The sequence below is a fragment of the Spirillospora sp. NPDC029432 genome, from assembly GCF_040703975.1.
Classification (GTDB): domain Bacteria; phylum Actinomycetota; class Actinomycetes; order Streptosporangiales; family Streptosporangiaceae; genus Spirillospora.
In genome coordinates this window covers 54,922-73,831 of record NZ_JBEZWH010000020.1, presented here as the reverse complement: position 1 = coordinate 73,831, position 18,910 = coordinate 54,922, and the positions used below count along the sequence as shown (strand labels likewise).

19 protein-coding genes are annotated in these 18,910 nt (G+C 70.9%); 13 read left to right on the top strand and 6 right to left on the bottom strand.

Annotation, left to right across the window (positions count from 1 at the left end; all coding sequences use genetic code 11):
• Positions 1–106: 106 nt before the first annotated feature.
• Both AB0881_RS18400 and AB0881_RS18395 read right to left on the bottom strand, forming a co-directional pair.
• The gene (locus tag AB0881_RS18400; protein ID WP_366618123.1) at positions 107–1,294 is read right to left on the bottom strand and encodes a VWA domain-containing protein; all 1,188 of its coding nucleotides are present in this window, start codon (positions 1,292–1,294) and stop codon (positions 107–109) included.
• 95 nt (positions 1,295–1,389) lie between these two features.
• Positions 1,390–2,229 carry a helix-turn-helix transcriptional regulator gene (locus AB0881_RS18395; protein ID WP_366618122.1) on the bottom strand — a complete coding sequence of 280 codons (840 nt, stop codon included), beginning with the start codon at positions 2,227–2,229 and terminating at the stop codon, positions 1,390–1,392.
• A gap of 291 nt (positions 2,230–2,520) precedes the next feature.
• Here AB0881_RS18395 and AB0881_RS18390 point away from each other — a divergent pair, with 291 nt between their 5' ends.
• Positions 2,521–3,483 carry an SDR family oxidoreductase gene (locus tag AB0881_RS18390; protein ID WP_366618121.1) on the top strand — a complete coding sequence of 321 codons (963 nt, stop codon included), beginning with the start codon at positions 2,521–2,523 and terminating at the stop codon, positions 3,481–3,483.
• A gap of 87 nt (positions 3,484–3,570) precedes the next feature.
• On the opposite strand, the gene AB0881_RS18385 is transcribed toward AB0881_RS18390, so the two are convergent.
• Entirely contained in the window at positions 3,571–4,749 is a 1,179-nt protein-coding gene (locus AB0881_RS18385) for an amidohydrolase family protein (RefSeq protein WP_366618120.1), read from the bottom strand.
• Between the two features lie 174 nt (positions 4,750–4,923).
• Between AB0881_RS18385 and AB0881_RS18380 the strand changes: the two genes are divergently transcribed.
• The 4 genes from AB0881_RS18380 (at position 4,924) to AB0881_RS18365 (ending at position 7,352) form a co-directional block, all read left to right on the top strand.
• Positions 4,924–5,388 carry a hypothetical protein gene (locus AB0881_RS18380; protein WP_366618119.1) on the top strand — a complete coding sequence of 155 codons (465 nt, stop codon included), beginning with the start codon at positions 4,924–4,926 and terminating at the stop codon, positions 5,386–5,388.
• Positions 5,389–5,549: 161 nt separating this feature from the next.
• Positions 5,550–6,041: a DoxX family protein gene (locus tag AB0881_RS18375; protein WP_366618118.1), complete on the top strand. Its 492-nt coding sequence runs from the start codon at positions 5,550–5,552 to the stop codon at positions 6,039–6,041.
• 11 nt (positions 6,042–6,052) lie between these two features.
• Positions 6,053–6,844 (top strand): enoyl-CoA hydratase, encoded by a 792-nt coding sequence (locus AB0881_RS18370; RefSeq protein WP_366618117.1) that lies wholly within the window; start codon positions 6,053–6,055, stop codon positions 6,842–6,844.
• Positions 6,845–7,004: 160 nt separating this feature from the next.
• The gene (locus tag AB0881_RS18365; RefSeq protein WP_366618116.1) at positions 7,005–7,352 is read left to right on the top strand and encodes an enoyl-CoA hydratase-related protein; all 348 of its coding nucleotides are present in this window, start codon (positions 7,005–7,007) and stop codon (positions 7,350–7,352) included.
• A gap of 12 nt (positions 7,353–7,364) precedes the next feature.
• Here AB0881_RS18365 and AB0881_RS18360 read toward each other — a convergent pair whose 3' ends face one another.
• The 3 genes from AB0881_RS18360 to AB0881_RS18350 form a co-directional block, all read right to left on the bottom strand.
• Positions 7,365–8,180 carry an FAD-binding protein gene (locus tag AB0881_RS18360; RefSeq protein WP_366618115.1) on the bottom strand — a complete coding sequence of 272 codons (816 nt, stop codon included), beginning with the start codon at positions 8,178–8,180 and terminating at the stop codon, positions 7,365–7,367.
• A gap of 276 nt (positions 8,181–8,456) precedes the next feature.
• A complete protein-coding gene (locus tag AB0881_RS18355; protein ID WP_366618114.1) occupies positions 8,457–9,677 on the bottom strand; it encodes an Nramp family divalent metal transporter in 1,221 nt (406 codons plus the stop codon).
• Between the two features lie 82 nt (positions 9,678–9,759).
• A complete protein-coding gene (locus AB0881_RS18350) occupies positions 9,760–11,043 on the bottom strand; it encodes a TetR family transcriptional regulator (protein ID WP_366618113.1) in 1,284 nt (427 codons plus the stop codon).
• 128 nt (positions 11,044–11,171) lie between these two features.
• On the opposite strand from AB0881_RS18350, the gene AB0881_RS18345 reads away from it, so the two are divergent.
• The 8 genes from AB0881_RS18345 (at position 11,172) to AB0881_RS18310 (ending at position 18,889) form a co-directional block, all read left to right on the top strand.
• Complete coding sequence (locus AB0881_RS18345) at positions 11,172–12,107, top strand: alpha/beta hydrolase (protein WP_366618112.1); 936 nt, start codon at positions 11,172–11,174, stop codon at positions 12,105–12,107.
• A complete protein-coding gene (locus tag AB0881_RS18340) occupies positions 12,100–12,990 on the top strand; it encodes an alpha/beta hydrolase (RefSeq protein WP_366618111.1) in 891 nt (296 codons plus the stop codon). The genes AB0881_RS18345 and AB0881_RS18340 overlap by 8 nt, the downstream gene beginning before the upstream one ends.
• Before the next feature lie 113 nt (positions 12,991–13,103).
• Positions 13,104–14,177, top strand: coding sequence for an amidohydrolase family protein (locus AB0881_RS18335; protein ID WP_366618110.1), 1,074 nt, complete (start codon positions 13,104–13,106; stop codon positions 14,175–14,177).
• 44 nt (positions 14,178–14,221) lie between these two features.
• Positions 14,222–15,376, top strand: a complete 1,155-nt coding sequence (locus tag AB0881_RS18330) for an amidohydrolase family protein (protein ID WP_366618109.1) — start codon at positions 14,222–14,224, stop codon at positions 15,374–15,376.
• Positions 15,373–15,774 (top strand): Rieske 2Fe-2S domain-containing protein, encoded by a 402-nt coding sequence (locus AB0881_RS18325; RefSeq protein WP_366618108.1) that lies wholly within the window; start codon positions 15,373–15,375, stop codon positions 15,772–15,774. Before AB0881_RS18330 ends, AB0881_RS18325 begins: the two co-directional genes overlap by 4 nt.
• A gap of 11 nt (positions 15,775–15,785) precedes the next feature.
• Positions 15,786–17,087: an NADH-ubiquinone oxidoreductase-F iron-sulfur binding region domain-containing protein gene (locus AB0881_RS18320; protein ID WP_366618107.1), complete on the top strand. Its 1,302-nt coding sequence runs from the start codon at positions 15,786–15,788 to the stop codon at positions 17,085–17,087.
• Positions 17,088–17,099: 12 nt separating this feature from the next.
• Positions 17,100–17,339: a ferredoxin gene (locus AB0881_RS18315; protein ID WP_366618106.1), complete on the top strand. Its 240-nt coding sequence runs from the start codon at positions 17,100–17,102 to the stop codon at positions 17,337–17,339.
• Positions 17,336–18,889 carry a CoA-acylating methylmalonate-semialdehyde dehydrogenase gene (locus AB0881_RS18310; protein WP_366618105.1) on the top strand — a complete coding sequence of 518 codons (1,554 nt, stop codon included), beginning with the start codon at positions 17,336–17,338 and terminating at the stop codon, positions 18,887–18,889. The genes AB0881_RS18315 and AB0881_RS18310 overlap by 4 nt, the downstream gene beginning before the upstream one ends.
• Positions 18,890–18,910 lie beyond the last annotated feature (21 nt).

Here is an 18,910-nt window from a genome sequence, read left to right as displayed (position 1 = left end):
ACGCGCTCTTCGATCACGCTATGGGAAGGCGGCCCGAAGGTCGATGCGCATGCCCGGCCGTGGCCGGATCATTACCCTTTCACATGCCGTGGACACGGCGATTTCGTCAGTTGGAGCCGAGGGGTATTCCGTGGGCTTTCGCGGCCGTGAGCCAGGCCGGGAACTCGGAGAGGATGCGCTGGTAGAGCTCCGCGTCGGTGATGTCGGCGATGTCGTCCACGGCGAAGAAGCCGGCGTTGTCGACCAGCCGTCCGTCGAGGCCGTCGAGCTTCTGCAGGACGCCGTACCGGCCCTGGCCCAGGCCGATGAACTGCCAGAAGATCGGCAGATTCGAGGCCTCGCGCAGCAGGCGGGCGATCTGGGCGTCCTTGGCCACACCGCCATCTGAGAAGAACAGCACGAACACCGGCTCGCCCGGACGGTCCGCGTAGTAGGAGACGATGTCGGCGATCACCTGCGGCTCGTTGTTGCGGCCGCCCAGGCTGACACTGGACCCGTCGGCGGCGACGGCCTCGTGCATGCGCACGTTGTCGCGCGTCCACGCCTCGATCTCGGCGACCCGCAGCGGCGGCAGCCGCGCGAATTCGGTGGCGAAGATCCACGCGTCCAGCGCCGCGTCGTTGTCCACCTGGAGGGCGATCGCGGCCATCCGTTCCACGATGTCGGCGACCACGCCGTCCTTGTACATCCGCCGCATCGAGCCCGAGGCGTCCAGCGCGACGGCCACCCGGGCCCGCACGCCGCCGATGCCCTTCTTCTCCAGCGAGACGCGAACGGCCTCCTTCCGCAACGAGATGCGCTCGCGCAGATCCACCGCGACGGGCGGCTCATCGGCGCGCTCGTCGCTCACGTCCACTCCGAAGTCGGTCGCCAGCCCGGCCAGGCCGCTCGCCCAGCCCTGGCCCACCGCCCGGATCTTCCACGCCTGCGCGCGCCGGTAGACCTCGACGGCGACGAGCACCGTTTCGCCTGCCGTCATCGCCGCGGTCTCGAATCCGGGACCGCCGTCCACGCCGGCGCGGACCGCGACGCCGTCGAACGTCCCGGGCCCGTCCACACTGGCGACCACCGCGATCGTCGAGACGTCACCGGGCACCGCGTCCAGGTCGATGACGACTCCGTCGCCGTCCAGCCTCACCCCGTCCTGCACGGGGTGGTTGAAGAAGACCAGATCGTCGTCCGACCGCACCCGCCGGTCATCGCCCAGGAGCACCGCGGACACGTCGATCGCCCGGCCCGCGGCGCTCACGGCGAGCCGAACCCGCTCGCACTCCAGAGCGGCGTTCTCGCCCATGCGCAACATCACCGCTTCCCCCCCGATCGCTCCACGGCCAGACGGTACGCCCCTCATCCGGGCATCGCGGCATGTGTGCCGGAACAGGTCAGCGGTCAATGCGACGCCAGCGCGCCGATCACGGACAGCAGCTGCAGTTTGTCGTGGCTTTCGCTGCCCGGGACCGCGGTGTAGACCAGCAGGAGGTGCGCCTGCTCAGGGTCGAGCAGCGTCTGGCAGTTCAGTTCCAGGGCGCCGACCTCCGGGTGCACGAAGCGCTTGACCGTGCTGGGACGGATGCCGATCTCGTGCTCGTTCCACAGGGTCCGGAACTCCTCGCTCTGGCCGAGGAGGAGGTCGGCGAGGTAGGCCGCTCGGGAATCGGGTCCGCGCAGCGTGAGGATCCCGCGCAGGCCCGAGACGTACATGCGCGAGAGGAACGCGTGGTCTTCGGGCGCGTAAAGCTCCCGGGTGGACGGGTCGGTGAACCAGCGGTAGCCGCGGCTGCGCGCCGGGCCGGAGTAACGGGTCGTGTCACCGGTGAGGGCGACGCCGAGCGGGCTCTGCCGCAGCGTCTCGCCCAGTTCGGTGACGATCTCCGCTGGAGTGTCGGCGAGGCGGTCGAGTATCCGCAGCAGGCCGGGGCCGATGTGGTCGCTGACCGCGCCCCGCGCGGGTGGGTTGTGCCCGGCCAGCCGGAACAGGTGATCGCGCTCGTCGAGTGAGAGGTGCAGGCCCTGCGCGATCGAGGCGATCATCTGCTCGGACGGCCGAGGCCCGCGCTCGCGCTCGAGTCGCGCGTAGTAGTCGGTCGACATGTGGCACAGCGAGGCCACCTCCTCCCGCCGGAGCCCGCTCGTCCTGCGACGTCGCCCGCGCGGAAGGCCGACGTCCTCCGGTTGCAGCGACTCGCGGCGGCGCCGCAGGAACTCCGCCAGCCCGGCCCGGTCGATCAAGGCGCGCCTCCTTCCCTCTCTCCTTGATTCTCCTCGTTCCTACCGCCGGTACGCGCGTCCAGCCACGGATCGCCGATCCCCCCATACGGGCGTTGCGGGGACTCCTTGATCCACGGATCAGGAGGCCGTGGATGCCCTCCCACAGACGAGCAAGCCTTTGAGGAAGAGGCCTACAGATGTGCCTTCGGCGTTCGTCGCCCTCGCCGCCGTGACCGCGCCCGTGGTTTCCGGGGCGCGGCGCGCTTGCCGGGGAGGCACGAGCCTTTTCCCTTCTCCTACAGGAGCACGTTGATGCCACGCACACCCGACATCTCCGTACCCGACCTGACCGGCAAGCGCGCGGTGGTCACCGGAGCGAGCGACGGGGTGGGGCTCGCTCTCGCCATGAGGCTCGCCGCCGCCGGAGCCGAACTGCTCATGCCCGTCCGCAACCCGCGCAAGGGGAAGGCGGCGATCGCCAGGATCCACGAGCGGAGCCCTGATGCGAACGTGTCGCTGCGCGAACTCGACCTGTCCTCGCTCGACTCCGTCGCCGCGCTAGGCGAGACCCTCCGGGACGAGGGGCGTCCGATCCACATCCTCGTCAACAACGCCGGCGTCATGACCCCGCCGCACCGGCAGAGCACGGCCGACGGATTCGAGGTGCAGTTCGGGACCAACCACCTCGGCCACTTCGCCCTCGTCGCCCACCTGCTGCCCCTGCTCCGCGCGGGCCGGGCGCGCGTGACCTCGCAGGTCAGCGTCGCGGCGCGCTCCGGCGCCGTCAACTGGGACGACCTGAACTGGAAACGCTCCTATGACGGCCGCCGCGCCTACGGCCAGTCGAAGATCGCGTTCGGGCTCTTCGGTCTCGAACTCGAGCGGCGCGGCCAGGCGGGCGGCTGGGGCATCACGAGCAACCTCGCCCATCCCGGAGTCGCTCCGACGAGCCTGCTCGCCGCGCGTCCCGAGGTCGGACGCGATCACGACACGCTCCAGGTGCGCCTGATCCGCGCACTGTCCCGGCGGAGCATCCTCCTCGGAACGGTCGATACCGCCCTGCTCCCCGCCCTCTACGCCGCGACCTCACCCGGCGCCCTCGGCGGCCGGCTGTACGGGCCGGACGGGGTCGGGCACCTCGGCGGCGCTCCCGCGGAACAGCGCCTCTACCGCCCGCTCCGCGACCCGGAGAACGCCGCACGGGTCTGGCGCGCCTCGGAGGAATTGACGGGGGTTTCGTTCCCGACGTCCGAGGCGGTTCCGCCGCCGAGATGACGTGGAGTTCGGCGCGGCCGGGGCCGGTGCCGGCCTGCTGCCCGCCCCGGCGGGCAGCAGGTCCGAGCCCAGGGTCCGCGGCCGCCGTCAGACGGGGAGCAGGCGGGAGAGGTTGCCGCCCATGACCTTGGCCTTGTCCGCGTCGCTGAAGGACGCCAGGTCGTCGACGTAGGTCACCGGGTCGGCCTTGCCCTCGGGGTGGGGGTAGTCCGAACCGAACAGCACCCGGTCGACGCCGAGCAGGTCGGCCAGCGCGGCCATGTCGTCCTCGATGAACGGACTGACGTGGATCAGCCGGCGCATCTGCTCCACCGGGTTCTCCTGGAAGGCCTGCGGCATCTTCTTGTGGACGTCCGCCAGCTTCTCCAGAAGCGGCGCGACCCAGGCCGCCCCGTTCTCGATCGTGGCGATCTTGAGGTCCGGGAAGCGGGACAGGCAGCCGTGGCAGATCAGCGACGCCACCGCGTCCTCGATCGCCCGCCACTGCCCGATCTGGCGGAAGGCCTGCGGCTTGAACGGCTGGAACTCGCGCTGCTTGCCCTCCCAGTCGCCGGCGTGCCGCTCGTAGCCGCTGTCGGAGGAGTGGAAGCCCACGACGACGCCGCTCTCCTGCACGCGCTTCCAGAACGGGTCGAACTCCTCCAGGGCGAACGACCGGGGGCCGCGCAGCCCGTACGCCGGGGCCGGGCGGATGAGGATGGCCCGCGCGCCGCGCTCCAGGCACCACTCCAGCTCCTCGATCGCCTTGTCGACGATCGGGAGCGTGATCACGGGGGTGGTGAAGATCCGGTCCTTGTAGTTGAACGACCAGACCTCGTGCATCCACTGGTTCAGCGCGTGGACGACGACGTGGGTCAGCTCGGGGTCGTCGCGCATCCGCTCTTCGAGCAGGCTCGCCAGCGTCGGGAACATCAGGGTGCGCTGGATGCCCTGCTCGTTCATCAGCTCCAGCCGCGGGCCCGGCTCCCGGAACGCGGGCACCGACCGCATCGGCTCGCCGATGATCTCCCGGTACGACTTGCCCTCCGGGTTGCCGTGCTTGAAGTAGTCCTCCTGGGCGCCGGGGCGGGCCACGACCTCGAACGTCGGGTTCGGGATGTACTCGCTGATCTGGCCCCGGACCGCGATCTTCGTCCGCCCCCGGATCTGCACGTACTCGATGGCGCCCCGGTACTCCTTGGGCAGGTACTTGGTCAGGGCCTCCTCGGGCTCGTACAGGTGGTTGTCCGCATCGAACACCGGATACGGCAGTTCACGCGTGGGCATTGCGTCCACCTCTCACTTCTGAGGTCGGGATCTCGGCCTACTGATGTAGTTCTAAATCTATCGAAGCGTCTGTCGGTTGTCACTAGGTTGATCGAAGGATGCTTCGCCGGTGGCGGCGACGCGGTGACGGAGCAAGCATTTGTTTCCGCGCCGCTGTGCGGTTACCGTGGGCGCGTGGCGACAGCAGTGGTTCGTGTCATGATCGACCCCGAGGGGCGGTTGACGGGTGCCGCCTACGGGGCCGGGCTCAGGATGCTGGAGCGCTCCGGGTTCGAGGTGATCGCCAGTCCCGCCGGGCGCCTTCCTGAGCGGCGGCGGGAGATCGAGCTGATCGTCGAGGACGGCGGCGGTGAGCTGCGGACGGGCCCCTGCTTGGACGCGTGCCGCGCGGCGTTCGGTATCGAGCCCGAGCTCGGCGTCATCACCTACGTCAGCCGGGGGACCGACGACGACGCCCGCGGGGTCCTGCGCCGCTTCGGCCTGGCGGGCGAGGTCGTGAGAACGGTCGAGGGCGACGAGGAGATCGTGACGGTCGCGCTCCCTGCGGAGGCGGGCCGCCGGGTGCCCGAAAGCCGCCTCCACACCGCTCTGGAGGCCGCGCTGAACTGCGAGGTCCGGATCGTGACGGCGTCCGGCTGACGGACTGTTGACTATATTTTGATGATTACCCTACTATCAAAATAGTCGTTGATCGTCGGCGCGAGAACGGCGAGTGCCGGCGCACCGCCCCCGGACGCTACGTGTCACGAGCCGACGGACGGCTCACCGCCGATGAACGAGTCGTCCGAAAGGTGGAGATGATGGACGCCGACATCGCCCTGCTGCTCGCCCGCTCGGTGCTGGGCATCACGATGATCGTCCACGGGCTCAACCACTGGCTCGGCGGTGGCCGGATCGAGGGCACCGGCCGCTGGTTCAGCGGGCTCGGCCTGCGGCACGGGCGCCTCCAGGCATGGATGAGCGTGGTCACCGAGATCGGTGCCGGAGTCCTGCTCGTGGCCGGACTGCTCACACCGCTGGCCTGCGCGGCGGTCATCTCGGTGATGCTGGTCGCGGGACTCCTCGCCCATCGTTCCAACGGGTTCTTCGTGTTCAAGGACGGCTACGAGTACGTCCTCGTGCTCGCCGTGATCGCGCTCGCGCTGGCCATGCTCGGCCCGGGCGGGCTGTCGATCGACGGTGCGGCCGGGATCGGCGTGACGGGTTGGGCCGGCGGCGGCATCGCTCTCGGAGTGGCCGTGGTCGCGACGACGGGGCTGCTGGCGACGTTCTGGCGGCCGAAGCTCAAATAAGGAGAGCACGCATGGACCAGATCCTCTACAAGGTCGCCGACGGCGTCGCGGTCATCACGCTGAACCGTCCCGAGGCCGCCAACGCCCAGACCATGGACCTCCTGGACGACCTGGACGCGGCCTGGAGGCGGGCCGCCGACGACAAGGACGTCCGGGTCATCGTCCTGAACGCGAACGGGCGGCACTTCTCCGCCGGGCACGACCTCAAGAGCGGCGGTCCCGCGCCGGACAAGATCACGCTCGAATCGATCTACGACATGGAGACGCGGCGGTACCTGGAGTACACGCTGCGGTGGCGCAACGTGCCCAAGCCGTCGATCGCCGCGGTGCAGGGCAAGTGCATCGCCGGCGGGCTGATGCTGTGCTGGCCGTGCGACCTGATCGTGGCGGCGGAGAACGCGGAGTTCTCCGACCCAGTGGTGTACATGGGGATCGGGGGCGTGGAGTACCACGGTCACACCTGGGAGCTGGGGCCGCGCAAGGCCAAGGAGATCCTGTTCACCGGCCGGCCGGTCACCGCCGAGGAGGCCGAGAAGGTCGGCATGGTGAACAAGGTCGTCCCGCTGGACGACCTGGATTCGAGCGCGATGGAGCTGGCCGGGCGGATCGCGCAGATGCACCCGTTCGCGCTGCGGCAGGCCAAGCGAGCCGTCAACCAGACCCTCGACGTCCAGGGCTTCCACGCCGCCATCCAGTCCGTCTTCGACATCCACCAGATCGGGCACGGCAACGCGCTGAGCGTCGACGGCTTCCCCGTCCTGATGCGGCTCGACGGCATGAAGGACAAACTCAAGCGCCAGTAAGCGCGATTCCGCGGTTCCCGGTAATCGTCGCTGCCGGCGCCGAATGGCCATCGGCAGTCATCGGATGTCTTCTCTTCGAGCGCGGATCTGTCGTGGCTGGTCGAGAACCAAGACCAGGGCCTTCAGTACCCCGTTCGTGTTCCGGGGCACGCACGGGGGGATGGCGGCGACCTGGCTGTTGCCGGAGGCGGTCGGGATCACTCGGGCCCGCGAGATGCTCTACACCGGGCGGCAGGTTGCGCCCGCGCTGGCGTTGGAGTGGGGGCTGGTCAACGACACCGCCGACGACGCGCTCCAGCACGCGCTGGCCATGGCCGAGCGCATTGCGCAGGCCGCGCCGATCGCGTTGCGGCTGACCAAGAACGGTCTGGAGCAGGCGGCCGGCGGGCTGGAGGCCTCGCTGCAATGGGAGGCACTCGCCCAGCCCGTCACCCTCACCACCTCAGACCTGCACGAGAGCATCACCGCCTTCCACGAACAACGACCACCACAATTCCGCGGCCGCTAGACCGGGAGCGGCTCAAGCGGCCCGCCGCAGGTCGGCGGGGTCGCCCGTCAGCGCGGCGGGAACGAAGCTGCGGATGACCTCGGTGTCGTCGACGTGCGCGGCCGTGTAGAGGCCCCGGACGCGCCACCCCTCGCTCACGACGATCGCCCCGGTCGTCTTGTCGACGGACAGTTCCTTCAGGAGCGAGGCGGAGGCCGCCGCGTCACGGGACGCGCACCACGCGCGGACGGCCAGTTCGGGATTGCGCCGGCCGTCGCCGTCCGCCGCGCCGATCACGCGCAGGGGACGAAGGTTCTCAGCCGGGGGCGGTGTTCCGGCGTCGAGGCCGCGTGCCGCCGCCCACGCGGCGGGCCCCACGAACTCCCAGTGGCGCGGGTCCATCGCGAGGACGACCCTGAAACAGCCGACCTCGCCGACCCCGAACGCCGACTGCCAGACCGTGTCGGCGGCCCTGTCGAGGACGGCCCCGAGGCGCTCCGGCACCCTGCCGTTCATGCTCCGCAGCATCCGGTAGCCCATGGACGCGACGCTCCGGGACGGCAGCATCGCGTAACCGACGCCGCTCACCCTCCCGCCGTCCATCACGAGTTCGTGCGCGCGGCAGTGCGCCTGCACCTGGACCCCGGCGGCCCGCGCGGCCCGCCAGAGACCGGCCCGCAGCGCTTCGCGCGAACGGCCGGCGGGGGAGGGGACCAGCTTGCGTCTCATGGGAACGTCCTGGTCGAGCAGCAGCACGCGGGCACCGGCCCTCGCCGAGATCACCGCGGACGCGAGCCCGCTCATGCCGGACCCGATCACCACCACATCGACACGCCCGTTCGGCCCCATTGGCCAACCTCCTCGCAGCGCCCTCCTCCGGAGGCCGGACGGCCCCGAAGGCTTTGGTCGGCTTGATCAGACTAAGAAGCTGTGTTGACGCGCGTCAACAGTCCATCCGGTTCTTGCTTCCGGCCACGGAAGACCGCTCGATCAAGGTCCATTCGCATCGATCGTGAGCCTCTCGCCTGCGAAAACATCGCCGGTGCGGCCGGGATGGTGCGTCCGTCGTCGGCGGTCATGGTCCACGCCGTCGGCGTCGTTCACGTGCGCTCCGTTCGATGGTGGTCAATCTCCGGTGAATGTCAGGTAGGCCAAGGCCGCGTTGAGGCAGATGACGATCGCGGCGACGGCGCCGGCGGCGGCGGTGGTGAGCGAACCGTTGGCGTGCTCGCCCATGACGCCGCGCCGGGCGGTGAGGACCACGAGCGGGACGAGGGCGAAGGGGATCCCGAGGGACAGCACGACCTGGGAGATCACGAGCACCGACGTCGGCTCCACGCCGAGCCCGAGCACCAGGAGGGCGGGGAGCACGGTGACGACCCGCCGGACGGTGGTGGGCACGCCGGTCTTCAGCAGGCTCTTCATCACCTCGGCGCCCGCCGCGCTGCCGATGGACGTCGACGCGAGCCCCGAGCAGAGCAGGGCGACCGCGAAGAGCAGGGCGACACCGGTGCCGAGCTCCGAGGCCACGACCCCGTGGATGCCGGCCAGGGTGCCGGTGCCCGGTAACCCGTGAAGGCTGGTCGCCGCGACCACGAGCAGGGAGAGGTTGAGCAGGCCGGCCATCAGGAGCGCGAGGACGACGTCCATGCGGGTGGCGGCCAGCAGGGCGGTGACCGGCAGCCCCCGGCCTCGTGGGCCGAGGCGTGCCGTGGTCAGGCTGGAGTGCAGGTAGATGACGTGCGGCATCACCGTCGCACCGACGATCCCGGAGGCGAGCAGGACGCTGTCGGCGCCCGCGAACGCCGGCACCAGCCCCGCGGCGAACGGTTCGGGCCGGGGCGGATCGACGACGAGGCCGGCGAGGAAGCCCGTGGCGATGAGGGCCAGGAAGCACATGATCAGCCGCTCGAGTGCGCTCTGCCCGCGGGCGTCCCCGACCTTGAGGATCATCAGCGAGACGGCGGCGGTGAGGACCGCGCCCACGACGAGCGGCAGGTCGAAGAGCAGGGAGAGCGCGATGGCACCGCCGACCACCTCCGCCATGTCGGTGGCCATGACGATCGCCTCGGCCTGCAGCCAGTAGGCCACCCGCGCCCGGCGCGGAAGCCGGCGGCCCAGCTCTCCGGCCAGGGAGTGCCCGGTGACCATGCCGAGCTTCGCGGAGAGGTACTGGACGAGGACCGCCATCATGCTGGCGAGCAGGACCACCCAGACGAGCGTGTAGCCGTACTCCGCGCCGGCCGTGACGTTCGTGGCCACGTTCCCGGGGTCGATGTAGCCGACGGCGGCGATGAACGCCGGCCCGAGCAGCGCGAGCCCGCGGGCCCGCTCTCGCATCAGCATGGCGCACACGCTACACGGAGCAATTATTTGCTCCAAGACCTGGCGCGGAACGCTTCCGGTGCCGCCGGGGCGCCCGCGGAGGCTAGGAGTTCAGGAATCCGCGGAGCATGGTGCCGCGCAGGAACGCGTGCGCCCGGTCCTCGCTCGTTCGCCCGAAGTCCTGGTAGGTGACCCAGAGCACGTACCTGATGTGCGGCGCGAGGGTCTGCGGCGGGGCGATCCGGCGGAGGGTCCCCTTGGCCATGCCCCGCTCCAGGACGCCTTCCAGCAGTTGCAGGCGCTCTCGTGTCTGCTGGGAGTAATGGGCGAGCGAGTGGTCGAGCGAGGTGGGATCCGAGTCCATGGTGCGTTCGAACCGGAGGATGTCGGACTCCTCGCGGAACCGCCGCCGCCCGTGCACGAACACCTTCGCCAGCGCGTCGAGCGAGGCCGCCTCGGAGTCTCCCGTGGTCAGGGCCGCGCGGGTCGCCGTTTCCAGGCTGGCGGAGAACCCTTCGATCACCTCGCGGAGGATCGCCTCCTTCGACTCGACCCGCCGGTAGAGCGTGGCCATCCGGACCTCCGCCAGCTCCGCGATGTCCCGGATGGTCGTGGCCGCGTAACCGCGGCGCGCGAACGTCGTGCGGGCCGCGGCGATGATCCGGTCGCGGACGTCGTCACCGGTCTCCCTCGAACGGGCCGGCCACGTGGACAGGGCGTCGTCGACCGCCCGGAGCGCCTCCGACCGGTCGAGCTCCTCGTCGCCGGGGTGGTCCGCCGTGATTCCGCGCAGCAGGAGGTCGCACAGATCGTCGGCCACGGCCGCGGGGTCGGGATGGCGCGGGAAATGGGCCGCGGCGTCCAGGGTCAGGTTCTTGAGGGCGAACCGCAGCAGCGGCACCTTCCCGACCTTTTCAGGGTCGCTCCCCGCGATGTCGTCGATGGTGGACTTCCACAGCCGGTCCAGGACGGGAGTGTGCAGCTTCCAGGCGTCGTGGAGCCGCTCCGTCGCGACGGTGGGCGGCTCGAAGACCCTGAGCTGGATGGCCGCTCCGTTCCGGAGGCTGAGGGAGACGACCTCGCGTGCCAGCTGGTTGAGGCGCTTCTCGGGCGGCAGGTCGCGGATCGACGCCGTCAGCTTGGTGCTCACCGCGTCGAGGTCCTCGTCGAACCGCCTGAGGATCTCGACGGCGATCTGCTCCTTGGAGCCGAAGTGGTGGTACAGGCTGCCGGGGAAGAGCCCGGTGGCGTCGGCGATCTGGGTCATCGTCGTCGCCGCGTAGCCGTGCTGCTCGAAGAGCGCGGCGGCCGCCTGCCGTACTTCGTCCGTACGCCGGCCGGACGGCGCCGGGCCCGCGTTCCGCGTACGCGCTGGCGGTGAGCTCATGGGAAAAGTATGCCCGCGGCGCGCGGCGAAGGTGAAACCGATCCGATCCCGCTCGATCCGCCTCTAGCGGATCAAACATTCGGTCCCGTAGCCTGCGAAGGGCGCGAACGAGACGTGGAGGAGGCCCAATGGCCGAGATCGAGATCAACGGCGGTCGGGTGGTCTACGAGTTCGTCGGCCCGGACGATGGCGAGATCGTCGTCCTCACTCCGGGAGGCCGCTTCGGCAAGGACTACGGCGGGCTGCACGAACTCGCCGGCGCGCTGGCGGGCGGCGGCAAGCGGGTACTGCTGTGGGACCGCCCGAACTGCGGTGCCTCCGACGTCCAGCTATTCGGGAGGTCGGAGTCGCACATGCGCGCGGAGACCCTCGGCCTGCTCCTGAAGAAGCTGGACACCGGGCCGGTGGTGGCCGCCGGAGGCTCCGGCGGGGCGCGCGACATGATCGTCTTCACGATCCTGTTCCCCGAGCTCGTCACCCGGCTGGCGGTCTGGTCGATCGTGGGCGGCACGTTCAGCACGATGAGCCTGGCCGGCGTCTACGTCCTCGACGAGCTGAGGGCGGTCCGCATGTCGGGCATGGACGGCGTGCTGCGGCTGCCGGCCTGGGCCGGCCTCGTCAAGGCGAACCCCCGCAACCACGACCGGCTCGTCGCGATCGGCGCCGAGGAGTTCGAGCGGGTGATGAACCGCTGGCTCGACGCCTACGTCCCCAAGGCGAACGAGGTGATCCCCGGGGTGCCGGACTGGGAGTTCGCGGGGATCAGGGTGCCGACCTTGATCATCCGAGGTGGCGAGCGGGACTTCGACCATCCCAAGCGCACGTCGTTCGAGGTGCACGCGCTGATCGACGGCTCGATCCTGGTCGACCCGCCGTGGCCCGAGGACGCGTGGGAGCGCGCGGTGGAGGCGAGCCTCGCCGGAACGGGCAGCCTGTTCGACCCCTGGCGGCAGGCGGCGCCGCTGCTCCTCGACTTCATCGACGGACGCGAGGTGGCCGCCCTGCGCGTCGCCGAACCGCCGCCGCCGTCCGGGCGGGGGGAGGAGGGGACGCGCAATGGCTGAGGTCGAGGTCAACGGCGGGCTGGTCGTGTACGAGTTCGTCGGGCCGGAGGACGGCGAGGTCGTCGTCCTGACGCCCGGCGGCCGGTTCGGCAAGGACTTCCCGGGCGTGCGCCCGCTGGCCGACGCGCTCGCCGCGGGCGGGAAGCGGGTGCTGCTGTGGGACCGGCCGAACTGCGGTGCGTCGGACATCCAGATCTTCGGCAGGTCCGAGTCGCACATGCGGGCGGCCACGCTCGCGGGGATGCTCGCCGAGCTGGGCACCGGGCCCGTGGCCGCGTTCGGCGGCTCGGGCGGTGCGCGCGACTCGATCGTGTTCGCGATCGAGTACCCCGAGCTCGTCACCCGGCTGGCGGTCTGGTCGATCGTGGGCGGCACGTTCAGCACGATGACCCTGGCCATGGTCTATGCGATGTCGGAGCTGCGGACCGTGCGCGAGAACGGCATCGAGGGGATCCTCGAACTGCCGGGCCAGGCGGGCAGCTGGGCCGATCTCGTGCGCGCCAACCCGCGCAACCGCGACCGGCTGCTCGCGATCGGCGCCGGGGAGTTCGAGCGTGTCCTCACCCGGTGGTTCGACGCGTTCGTTCCCAAGCCGAACGAGGCGATCCCGGGCGTTCCGGACTGGGAGTTCGAGGGGATCAGGGTGCCCACCCTGATCATCCGCGGCGGCGAGCGGGACTTCGACCATCCGAAGCGCACGTCGTACGAGGTGCACTGCCTCATCAAGGGCTCGCGGCTCATCGAGCCGCCCTGGCCCGAGGACGCGTGGGAGGCGGCCCGGGCCGCCGAGCGGCGCGGCGAGGGGAGCGTCTTCGATCCGTGGGTCCAGGCGGCGGCGGTCCTCCTCGACTTCATCGGCGGGACGGCGGCCGGGCGTTCCTGAACGCGTTCCTGAACCCGTTGCCGGGAGTCCCGGCACGCCGAGGCCTTGTACCGCGCCGAGAACGGAGCAATAATTTGATCCACGATCGCCATGAGGGCGGGGACGGAGCACCGATGACCTCCCGGACGCATCCGAAGATCGACGCGAGCGTGCACGCCTTCTTCCAGAACGACGCCGACCTGCGCGGCTATCTGCGAGAGCCGTTCAGGAGCAGGGGTTTTCCGGAAGTGGACGTGGCGTGGTTCTCCCGCCCCGGCCCCAAGTACGCCGCCGGCACGGCCGGGGAGAACGGCGCGCACCCGGGATCGGACCCCGAGCTCACCGGACGCCAGGTCCTGGACGAGCGCGGCTTCGACTACGCCGTCCTCCACCCGATGTCGGTCGCGGCGATCCTGCCCGACTGGCACGTGGGCACCGCGATCCTGGCGGCGACGAACCGGATGCTCGCGGAGCGGTGGCTGGAGTCGGGCACGTACGCCGACCGGTTCCGGGGGACGATCCGGGTCAACCCCAACGACATCGAGGGCGCGGTCCGCGAGATCGCGAAGTGGCGGGACCACCCGCGCATGGTCCAGATCGGGCTGCCGATGCAGACCCAGGAACCCTACGGCAGGCCGCACTTCAGGCCCCTGTGGCGCGCCGTCTGCGACGCCGGCCTGCCCGTGGCCGTGCACCTGGAGATGGGGGTCGGCATCACCCACCCCCCGACGCCCTCGGGCGTTCCCAGGACCTACTCGCACCACGCGGCGTACCAGCCCATGACCTATATCTGGCACCTGCTCAACATGATCGCCGAGGGGGTCTTCCAGGAGTTCCCCGACCTGAAGGTGATCTGGGCGGACGGCGCCGCCGACATGGTCACGCCCTTCATGTGGCGCATGGACACGTTCGGGCGGCCGCATCTGGAGCAGACGCCGTGGGCCCCGCTGATCCCCAGCGACTACCTGCGCGACCAGGTCTATTTCGTGCACGGCCTGCTCGACGGCCCCGGCGACGCGGAGTACGCGTCCGAGTGGCTGCGCATGACCGGCAAGGAGGACATGGTCCTGTTCGGTTCGAGCTATCCCGACTGGCAGCTCGTGTCGCCCGCTGATCTGCCCCCGCGCTGGAGCGACGAGCAGCGCGCGAAGGTCCTCGGCGGCAACGCGGCCAGGATCTTCGGGATCGAGCGGCTCGTCCCCGCCTGAGCCTTCCGCCGTTCGCCGTTCGCCCGCAGAGAAGGGGAACCGTCATGACGATCGAAATGCACCACGAGAGTGTCCTCACCGGCGAGACGACCCAGGTCAGGGTCGTCGACTGCGACGTCCATCCCGTGCCCAAGCGCGGGGAGCTCGCGCAGTTCATCCCGGAGAGGTTCCGCAAGCTGTTCGAGCTGCGCGCGCAGGGAGCGGGCAGCCCGGTCTATTACGACGCGCCGGACTACGCCCACTCCTACGCCATGAGGACCGACGCCTTTCCCGACGACGGGAACTTCGCCGGCTCCGACCCGGACCTGACGTTCCGGCAGCTGATCGTGGACGCCGGGTCCGACATCGCGATCCTCGGGCCGACCAACAGCTCGGACGGCCAGACCGAGGAGGAGCTGCACGCGCTCGCCGTCGCCACCAACCGCTGGCAGGACGCCTGCTGGCTGGACCGGGTGAACAACTGGCACCAGCGGTTCTACGGCTCGATCGTGGCCGCCGTCGAGGCGCCCGAACTGGCGTCCCGGGAGATCGAGGAGTGGGCCGGGCACCCGTTCTTCTGTCAGGTGCTCATCAACGCCGAGATGCGCCCGGCCTGGGGAGACCCCCGCTACGACCCGGTGTGGGAGGCGGCGTCGCGGCACGGCATCCCGGTCGCCTGCCACCTGAGCCGCGGCCGCAACAACGAGCTGCCGATGTCGCCGGTCGGGTTCATGACCTACAACCACGACCTGATGGTGAGCTACTCGATGCTCGCCGCGAACCAGATCATGAGCCTGATCTTCGACGGCGTCTTCGACAGGTTCCCGAAGCTGAACATCGTGCTGATCGAGCACGCCTTCAGCTGGATCCTGCCCCTCATGTGGCGGATGGACGCCATGTACAAGGCCCAGGGCCCGGAGAACGGCCTCAAGCGCAAGCCGTCGGAGTACGTCAAGGACCACATCTGGTTCACCACGCAGCCCCTGGACTACCCCGACGACAAGCTGGAGTTGACCAACGCGCTGGAGTGGATGGAGGCGGAGAGGATCCTCCTCTTCTCGTCCGACTACCCGCACTGGACGTTCGACGACCCGCAGTTCATCGCCAAGCACATTCCCGCGCGGATGCGCGAGCAGATCATGTTCCGGAACGCGATCGACCTGTTCCACCTGCCGAGCGAGGTGCCGGCGCTGAGCGGCCGGAAGCGGGTCTTCCGATGACGGCCGAGCCGTCGGCCGAACGGCCCGCCCGCCTCGCGCGGGGACGCGAGCACGTCGTCGCGACCGTCGACGAGATCCGGCCCGGCCAGCACAAGATCGTCCCGATCGGGCGGCACGGCGTCGGGGTCTACAACGTCGGCGGCAGGTTCTACGCGATCGCCAACTACTGCCCCCACGAGGGCGGCCCGCTGTGCAAGGGACGCACGCACGGGCAGGTCGTCACCGACGACGAGCTGCCCGGGGGAGCGGCGGAGGTCCGGGACGGCGAGTTCGTCTACTGCCCCTGGCACCAGTGGGGGTTCGAGCTCGCCACCGGAACGACGGCGGTCAAGCCGGAGTGGAGCATCCGCACGTACCCGGTCCATGTCCGGGGCGACGACGTCGTGGTCACGGCGTGACCGGCGCTCGGATGAGCGGACCGCCCGGAACCGCTTCGCACGACCTCGGTGTCGCCTACCCGGGGATCTCTCCTCGGCTGGTCATCGATGGCGCGCGGGCCGAGGACATCGGCGCGTACCGGTCCCGCGGCGGCTACCGGCCGCTGCGGGACGCCGAGGCGTTCGTCTGCGAGGTCGAGGAGTCCGGGCTGCGCGGCAGGGGCGGCGCGGCCTTCCCCGCGGGCAGGAAGCTGCGGGCGGTACGAGCGGGCGACGGCGTACCCGTGGTGGTCGCCAACGGCGAGGAAGGCGAGCCCGCCTCGGTCAAGGACCGGTGGCTGATGCGGCACCGGCCCCACCTGGTGCTCGACGGCCTCCGGCTCGCCGCGCAGGCCGCCGGGACGGGCGACGCCCACGTCTTCGTGTCCGATCCCGGCAGCGAGCGGAGCATCCGGTCCGCGCTGGAGGCTGCGCGGAAGGATCCTTCGTTCGGCGTCGAGGTCTCCATCGCCCGCGTCGCCCCCGCCTACGTCGCGGGGGAGGAGACGGCGGTCGTCCAGGCCCTCAACGGGGGACCGGCGCTGCCGATGGACAAGCCGCCGAGACCGTTCGAGTCGGGGGTCGGCGGCAGGCCGACCCTGGTCGCCAACGTGGAGACGCTGGCCAACCTGCCGTGGGTGCGGCGACTGGGGGCGGCGGGCTACCGCGAGGTGGGCACGGAGAAGGCCCCCGGCACCTTCCTGATGACCCTCACGATCCGCGGGCGCGCGGGACTGTACGAGATCCCGTTCGGGACGGCGCTGCGCGATGTCCTGGCCTGGCTCGGCGAGGACGCGGGCGCGGTGCGCGGCTTCCTGATGGGCGGCTACTTCGCGGGCGTCGTCGGCGAGCACGCGCTGGACGTCCCGCTCGAGTACGACACGTTCGCCGATCTCGGCAGCGGCCTGGGCTGCGGCGCGGTGGTGGCGCTGGGCAGGGACGACTGCTCCGTCGCCACCACGGCGGCGGTGATGGCGTACTTCGCCCGGGAGAACGCCGGCCAGTGCGGGTCGTGCTTCAACGGGACCGCGGCCATGAGCGCCGTGCTCCAGGCGCTCCGGGACCAGCGGGCCGGGGCTCCGGACCTCGAACGGCTGCGCGGCTGGTCGACCGGGCTCCGCGGCCGGGGCGCGTGCGGGACGCTCGACGGCGCCACGAACGTCGCGGCCGCGCTGCTGCGGGAGTTCCCGGAGGCGGTCGCGGCCCATCTCGACGGCCGGTGCGGCATCTGCGCCGGCGCCGGGCCGGCCGCCGCCCCGCCCGCCGTCGCGGCGATGCCCGCCGCGGGATCGTGAGAGGAGGCCACGGTGAGGATCAAGCTCGACCGGACTCTGTGCGACGGGTTCGGCATGTGCGGGGTGTACGACCCGGAGACGTTCTCGATCGATGAGTGGGGCTACGCGTCGCTGGCCGCCGGTGCCGGCGAGGTGCCCGCGGACCGGGAGGCGGACGTGCGGCGCGCCCTCCTCGACTGCCCGGTGCACGCGATCACCGAACTCTCCCGAGGTCACGCCCGCGAGAACCGCGGAACGGAAGGGAACCGATGACGAACACCCTGGACGCCGCCGCGCGGGCCGAGGCCGGAGACGGGCCGCCCGAGCTGGCGCACTGGATCGGCGGCGCCGCCCGCCCGGGGAGCGGCGGGAGGTTCGGCGACGTGACGGATCCGGCGACCGGTGCGGTCACGGCCCGGGTCCCGCTCGCCTCGGCGGCCGAGGTCGCCGAGGCGGTGGACGCGGCGAGGGCGGCGTTCCCGGGGTGGCGGGACACCTCGCTGACCAGGCGCACCCAGATCCTGTTCCGGTTCCGCGAGCTGCTCAACGCCCGGAGCGGGGAGCTGGCCGAGCTGATCACCGCCGAGCACGGCAAGGTGCTCTCCGACGCGGCCGGCGAGGTCGCCCGCGGCCAGGAGGCCGTGGAGTTCGCCTGCGGCATGCCGCACCTCCTCAAGGGCGATGCCACGGAGAACGCCTCCACCCAGGTCGACGTGCACTCGGTGCGCCGGCCGCTGGGCCCGGTCGCGATCGTCAGCCCGTTCAACTTCCCGGCCATGGTGCCGATGTGGTTCTTCCCGATCGCGATCGCGGCCGGCAACACGGTCGTGCTCAAGCCGTCGGAGAAGGTGCCGTGCGCCGCGCTCTGGATGGCCGGGCTGTGGCGGGAGGCGGGCCTGCCCGACGGCGTGTTCAACGTGCTCAACGGGGACAAGGACGCGGTCGACGGGCTGCTCGCGCACCCGGACGTCAAGGCGGTCAGTTTCGTCGGGTCCACCCCGATCGCCCGCCACGTCTACGCGACCGGCACCGCGCACGGCAAGCGCGTCCAGGCCCTCGGCGGGGCGAAGAACCACATGGTGGTGCTGCCGGACGCCGACCTGGACCTGGCCGCGGACCAGGCCGTCAACGCCGGCTTCGGCTCGGCGGGGGAGCGGTGCATGGCGATCTCCGCGCTGGTCGCGGTCGGCGGCTGCGCGGACGGCCTGGTCGAGCGGATCGCGGAGCGCGTCCGCGGCCTGCGCACCGGCGACGGCCGGCGGGGCTGCGACATGGGCCCGCTGGTCAGCAGGGCCGCCCAGCGGCGCGTCTCGGGCTACATCGACGCCGGCCTGGCGGCGGGCGCGACCCTGGTCGTGGACGGGCGCCGGGCGGAGTTCGACGCCGACGCCGCGGAGGGCACCGGCGGCGGGTTCTTCGTCGGGCCGACGCTGTTCGACCACGTGGGCACCGACATGCCGATCTACACCGACGAGATCTTCGGGCCGGTGCTCTCGGTGCTGCGGGTCGGCTCCTTCGACGAGGCCGTCGCGCTGATCAACGCGAACCCGTACGGCAACGGCACCGCGATCTTCACCAACGACGGCGGCGCCGCGCGCCGCTTCCAGAACGAGGTGGAGGTCGGGATGGTCGGAGTGAACGTCCCGGTCCCCGTCCCGATGGCCTACTACAGCTTCGGCGGCTGGAAGGACTCGCTGTTCGGCGACACGCACGCGCACGGCACCGAGGGCGTGCACTTCTTCACCCGGGGCAAGGTCGTCACCACCCGCTGGCTCGACCCGAGCCACGGAGGGCTCGACCTGGGCTTCCCGCGGAACGCCTGAAGCAGGGAGGTCGGCTGATAT

Coding starts and splice junctions, on each gene's coding strand:
- AB0881_RS18360 (WP_366618115.1), bottom strand. CDS start 8,180: ATGGGGCCGAACGGGCGTGTCGATGTGGTGGTGATCGGGTCCGGCATG.
- AB0881_RS18340 (WP_366618111.1), top strand. CDS start 12,100: ATGGCTGAGGTCGAGGTCAACGGCGGGCTGGTCGTGTACGAGTTCGTC.
- AB0881_RS18330 (WP_366618109.1), top strand. CDS start 14,222: ATGACGATCGAAATGCACCACGAGAGTGTCCTCACCGGCGAGACGACC.
- AB0881_RS18365 (WP_366618116.1), top strand. CDS start 7,005: ATGGCGGCGACCTGGCTGTTGCCGGAGGCGGTCGGGATCACTCGGGCC.
- AB0881_RS18385 (WP_366618120.1), bottom strand. CDS start 4,749: ATGCCCACGCGTGAACTGCCGTATCCGGTGTTCGATGCGGACAACCAC.
- AB0881_RS18355 (WP_366618114.1), bottom strand. CDS start 9,677: ATGCTGATGCGAGAGCGGGCCCGCGGGCTCGCGCTGCTCGGGCCGGCG.
- AB0881_RS18320 (WP_366618107.1), top strand. CDS start 15,786: ATGAGCGGACCGCCCGGAACCGCTTCGCACGACCTCGGTGTCGCCTAC.
- AB0881_RS18335 (WP_366618110.1), top strand. CDS start 13,104: ATGACCTCCCGGACGCATCCGAAGATCGACGCGAGCGTGCACGCCTTC.
- AB0881_RS18325 (WP_366618108.1), top strand. CDS start 15,373: ATGACGGCCGAGCCGTCGGCCGAACGGCCCGCCCGCCTCGCGCGGGGA.
- AB0881_RS18310 (WP_366618105.1), top strand. CDS start 17,336: ATGACGAACACCCTGGACGCCGCCGCGCGGGCCGAGGCCGGAGACGGG.
- AB0881_RS18350 (WP_366618113.1), bottom strand. CDS start 11,043: ATGAGCTCACCGCCAGCGCGTACGCGGAACGCGGGCCCGGCGCCGTCC.
- AB0881_RS18400 (WP_366618123.1), bottom strand. CDS start 1,294: ATGGGCGAGAACGCCGCTCTGGAGTGCGAGCGGGTTCGGCTCGCCGTG.
- AB0881_RS18345 (WP_366618112.1), top strand. CDS start 11,172: ATGGCCGAGATCGAGATCAACGGCGGTCGGGTGGTCTACGAGTTCGTC.
- AB0881_RS18370 (WP_366618117.1), top strand. CDS start 6,053: ATGGACCAGATCCTCTACAAGGTCGCCGACGGCGTCGCGGTCATCACG.
- AB0881_RS18390 (WP_366618121.1), top strand. CDS start 2,521: ATGCCACGCACACCCGACATCTCCGTACCCGACCTGACCGGCAAGCGC.
- AB0881_RS18375 (WP_366618118.1), top strand. CDS start 5,550: ATGGACGCCGACATCGCCCTGCTGCTCGCCCGCTCGGTGCTGGGCATC.